Source organism: Sulfurovum sp. (genome assembly GCF_041562805.1).
Classification (GTDB): Bacteria; Campylobacterota; Campylobacteria; order Campylobacterales; family Sulfurovaceae; genus Sulfurovum.
Genome location: NZ_JBFFOH010000167.1, coordinates 1 through 5,284 on the forward strand (window position 1 = coordinate 1; position 5,284 = coordinate 5,284).

Sequence of the window (5,284 nt, forward strand, 5' to 3'; positions counted from 1 at the left end):
ACCATCAGGATCAATCATCTTAATAAGACGGCCTGCATCGTCATAGATGTTTTTAGTGATACGTGTACCGCTAGGGTCGAAGTACTCTTCCATAAGGTGACCGGCTTGGTATTTGTAGGTTGTGGTGTAACCCATCTGGTCAATGATATAGTCGAGGTCATCATTACCATCATAGTGATAAGTCACATTCTTGTCAGCCAAGTCGGTAATGCGTGTAATACGGTTCTGATCATCTCTCTCAAATGTAAGTGCTACACCTCTAGAGCTGACGATTCCGTTGTTGTTATAAGTGAGTGTATCACCACGGTTGTCGATCACTCTTTCAATACCAAACTCTTGATCCAACTCATAGACCATTCCGTTTGAGAGTGAAAGTCTGTACTTGCTTGGATTGTAAATATCGAGCGTAAGCCAGTCAAGGAGTCTTCCATAGTTATCCATTGAAGTAGCGTCTGACGTGCCGATAGGCTCAAGTTTCGCTTCGGAACCGTTAAGTGCATAATACTTTGGTGCATCGTACGGATTATTAGGGAAATAGTGAGCACATTCTATTTCAAACTTTAGTTCAAACGATTCGGTCGTGCCATCTGGGAGTGAGATGTTAACGATGTGCTGTTTCTTTGGCTTGAAACAGTACCCGATAGCAAATAGATCAGGATCCATTCGCCACTCTTCACCCGGATGGATATTCTCTTCGATCTTGACGTTTTGATAGTCAACACTCCATGCATAACCAAAGTCTAGTTTCTCGAAACGCTGCAGCGTTGAGTAGGTGCGGTTTACTTTCACCGGGATACCGGCGACGTTAATGTCAAAGTCGGTCACCGTAAATGAGAAGTTACCGATCTTTGCTTTACCTTTAACAATTACGCGAGTGTAAGCATTTGTCACTTCACCATTAAGATCGACCACCCTAAGCATGATGTCGTAGATACCATTGTTAATAGTGCTGCCATTAAAAGTACCTAGTACCCCATCAGTTACAGAAGCGTTACCGTCTGCAAATAGGTTATAGGTGTTTTTACCGACAGGAGAGAAGAAGAGCTCATAATATGCCAGATTCTCATCGTATGCTGTACCTACTATCTCTGCTTGCAGTTTAACAATGGTGTCTTCTGTAGGAGAGGTAATTAAGGCCGTCGGTGCCGTAGTATCGTTTTCATCAATGAGACGAACAATGACTGTATCGGTTGAGAAAGCCCCTTCATTATCGGTGACTTTCAATGTTATCTCATGGATACCTCTACTGAGACCCACTTTGGTAAATGCTACATCAGTAGAAAGTATAGTGCTGTTTTCAGACCATTCGTAGGCGATGATCTCACCGTCGAGGTCTTGGCTTAATGATCCATCAAGGGTAACGTTTTGCTCAAGTGCAACAACAAGGTCACCGCCGGCATCGGCAATTGGCGCACGGTTGCCATTAGGATCTTTTACATAGACTGTTCTTGTTGCTTCAGCACTGTTGCCGGCAATATCTATTGCACTGTAAATGACAGTGTATGTACCTACTTGAGTGCTGTTCACATTGTGACGTAGGCTGTAGCCTATTTGTCCGTCGTGATCATCAACGACATTTGCACCTGGATCGTTATAACTTTCACCTTGCAAAATAGTAAGTGGGTTGTCTCCCAAAATCACCATCACCGGTGGAGTAGTATCAGGGGTATTAATGTCTACAACCATGACGCTTCTATAGGCTTTGGCACTGTTTCCGGCACTGTCAACCGCTGTATAAGTCACCTGGTAAGTGCCTTCAACGCTCGTGTTGAAACTATAGCTGACACCGACACTTACACTACCGTCTCTGTTATCCCATGCTGTTGCACCGGCGTCTGTGTAGCTGTCGCCTATGGTAAGTCTATGTGGATTATCACCCAAGACTGTAATGCTCGGTGGTGTAATGTCCGGTTGTGCATAGTTACTGTCAACAATGTAAACAGCTCTGTAAGTCGTAGCCATGTTTTGTTGTGAGTCGGTAGCTGTGTACGTTACAAGGTATTGGCCCAATATGTTGGTATTGATTTGATGACTTGCATGAACGCTGATGTTACCATCTACATCATCTACCGCCACTGCTCCCGGATCAACAAAAGTACTGCCTTGTAAAAGGACCAGTGGATTGTCTCCTAAAATGGTAATTACCGGTGGCAGGTTTTGTGCAAGCGAGATGTTTAACATATAACTTTGCTGTACACCACTCTCATACGCATCTTTAACTTCAACGACAACGGCATGCATTCCTCTATCGCCATATTGAGGTGTAAACGTGATTTCACCTTGCTCATCGATATGCATTCCGATAGGAGACTGTAAAAGTGTATAACTTAATGCATCGAGGTCAGGGTCGCTTGCCACTACTTGATAGCGGTACAGGTGATCAACAACACCTTCAAATAGTGGTGTGGACGTAATTATAGGCGGATTATTTGCTATGACGTAGAGTGAAAAGGATTGTGTTGATATTCCCCCTCTACCGTCTTTTACAACAATCTTGACAAGATGTAGACCCTCATGAATAGGCAATGGCGTCCATGTAATGAGACCACTTGAGGTATTAATGTCCATAGTAAGCGGTGAGGTTTCGAGTGTGTACTCAAGCTGGTCACCGTCGTTGTCATTTGCTACAACAGCGTATTGGTATGTTTGAGCGACCCTTACCTCTGTTCCCGGTGTTGATGTGATAAATGGGTGTGTGTTAGCTTCAACAATCAGTGTAAACGTTTTAGCCGAAGACAACCCCTGCAAGTCTGTCACTTTGACAATAACTTCATAACTGCCTGCAACAATTTGTTCTAAATCATACTGAATTTTACCGGAGTGCGCGTCAATAAACAGACCTTGTGGCGCTTGTTCCAATGCAAATATATGCGCATCACCAACATCCTTATCTGTTATCTCTATCTGATAATTGTATGAGAGTCCTATTGGAAGGTTTGGAAGTGCTTCGGAGATAATGACCGGAGCTTCATTTACGTCTAAGACATTAATTAAAAAGCTTTGTTGATCAAACAATCCTTCCGGATCAGCAGCATCTACCTGGACAAATGCCGTACGCACAACGTTATTACCAAGTTCGCACTCCGGTGTCGCTGCTGTGGCAGAGAGAACCACAAAGACATCTTCATTCGGTAAACGGTCTAGACTAATGTTGACATTTTGTTGAGCATCGCTAGGCAACCCTTGCAGTGTCGTAACACCTAATAAATCATTTGCATCGGGGCTGCCGTTAAAGAAACGGACTTCTAGCGGAACCGTTACATCACCAAGCCCTCTGTTTGTAATTTGTGCCGATAAGGTCATCGCTTTGTCATCTAGCACCACATTACTTGCGCTCATGTCTGGATTACCTAAAAACTCCAAGGCAACAGGCAAATAGGCCATTACTAAACTTGTAGTACCCAGATATGTACTAAACAAACTACCCTTCCACGTGCCATCACTTCTTTGTGCGTTAAGTAAATACTTAATGTTTCTAAGTACCGCATCATCTGTTAATGGAGGATTTTGGTAGTTTAAGGCAAGCCCGACCCATGCCGATGTCATTGGATCACTTACGCCAGTATTGTAATAACTCCATCCTCCATCACTATTTTGACGGCTTCTAAACAGTGTTTCAAGAGTCTCTATTTTAGCATTGATGCTCGCAAGCAGGGTTTCATCGGTAATATGTATCTTCGCTTCAGCCATACCCACCATATGGAGAGCATTGATATAGTTATATGGGGTAGCATTAGATCTGCTTAAAAGATATTGCACCATACGTGGCAACTCATTTGTATACTTGTTGGCCATATCAGTTTCTATAGCAGTAGGGTTTGTCTGCTTTTTATAATCCGTTAAATAACGGCTTGCTCCAAATAATACTGTGGCTGTAATGGCATCAGTTGTGCGCAGCCATCCTGTTTGATGATCTATTGACCAGCGAGTAGTAGACCCGCTAGAATATTTTGTATTATAAAAAAAGCGCAGTGCATTAGCTCTAACATTAAATGTCCGATCACTGTCTGGAACATAACTTAAAGACCACAATCCAAAAGCAGTTTGCGTTCTACTGAATCCGGGATAACTATTTCGTATCGAACCATCACTTTGCTGGCTCCTAAGTATTTTTGCTAAAAGATACTCTCCTGCCGCCTCATCCACATCCGCTTTTGCTGCCGAAGCTTGTAAACCGACTAATGTTTGTGTCTGAACATGGCAGCCTAAGCAGCCATTCCTTTTATCCCACGCAACTGTTTGCGGTGCAATATAGTCACTACCCTTGCTTATGGCCGTTTTAACATCTTGGAAAATAGGAACGATATACGAGGTGTCTCCACCCGAAGACGATATGGGTTCTGCCTCTGTTGGGATAGTGTAACACTGCTTATTAAAGGTAGGTACGGATTGAGCATACAGTGCATTTGCTTCCCATGTTATAAGTCCAGTGGTATTATCAATGTTCAGACCTGACGGTGCTTTCAACGTACTATATGTCAGTACATCTTTTTTATTTGGATCTAAGGCATTGACATCATATGTGTATAGACTGTTTTCATCTATTTTTTGCAGTGGAGTAGAGATGATTTCAGGAGGATAATTTGGTTCAATAACTGTAAGGTTTACCGTTGCAGGATCAGAGTCTAAAACCCCATTATTGACTTTAAACGTAAAACTGTCTGTTCCTTCATAATCTGTATATGGTGTATAGACCATATTAGGTGCTACCCCGCTGAGTGCGCCATGGAGGGGCTGAGTTAAAATTATGTAGCTAAGGGATCTGTTTGATTTATCAACACCAGAAAGTGTAATTGATTTTTGCGTATTAGCATTTAAAGTGATGTTTTGGTCATTCGCTGTAGGTGCGAACATGTAACCATCCAAACCTGCATCGTTAACCGTGTTGGCTATAACACTAACGCTGTTAGGGTTCTCACCATTGATAAGTGACGTGCCTTCTGGAAGAGTAGTTTCATCAACAGTAACGCTTGCATTCCCTTGTGCAACATTGTAGTTACAATAGCTGCCGTCAACATCTGTATTAAGACGTGTGGACACGCCAAAGATGTCAACAATATTTACACCGATTGCCGCCTGTGATGTTTCTGTACTGTCAAAAAGACCATTAGCATTGGCATCTTCATAGACTGTACCACATAGATGACCAACCGGAATATACCCATCAACTGAACACGTCTGACCACCATTACGGCTGGCACCATCGCGGATCGTAAATGAACCAAACTCCATTCCAAGTAAAATAGGTATTGAGCAGCTAGTATGGATCTCCGTATCTAAGGTA

Annotated in this window: 1 protein-coding gene; it reads right to left on the reverse strand. The window is 42.8% G+C overall.

Annotated elements, in window-relative coordinates; all coding sequences use genetic code 11:
• Window positions 1-5,284 (reverse strand): immunoglobulin-like domain-containing protein (locus ABYK33_RS13560; protein ID WP_373033810.1); only part of this gene is annotated, 5,284 nt, incomplete at both ends.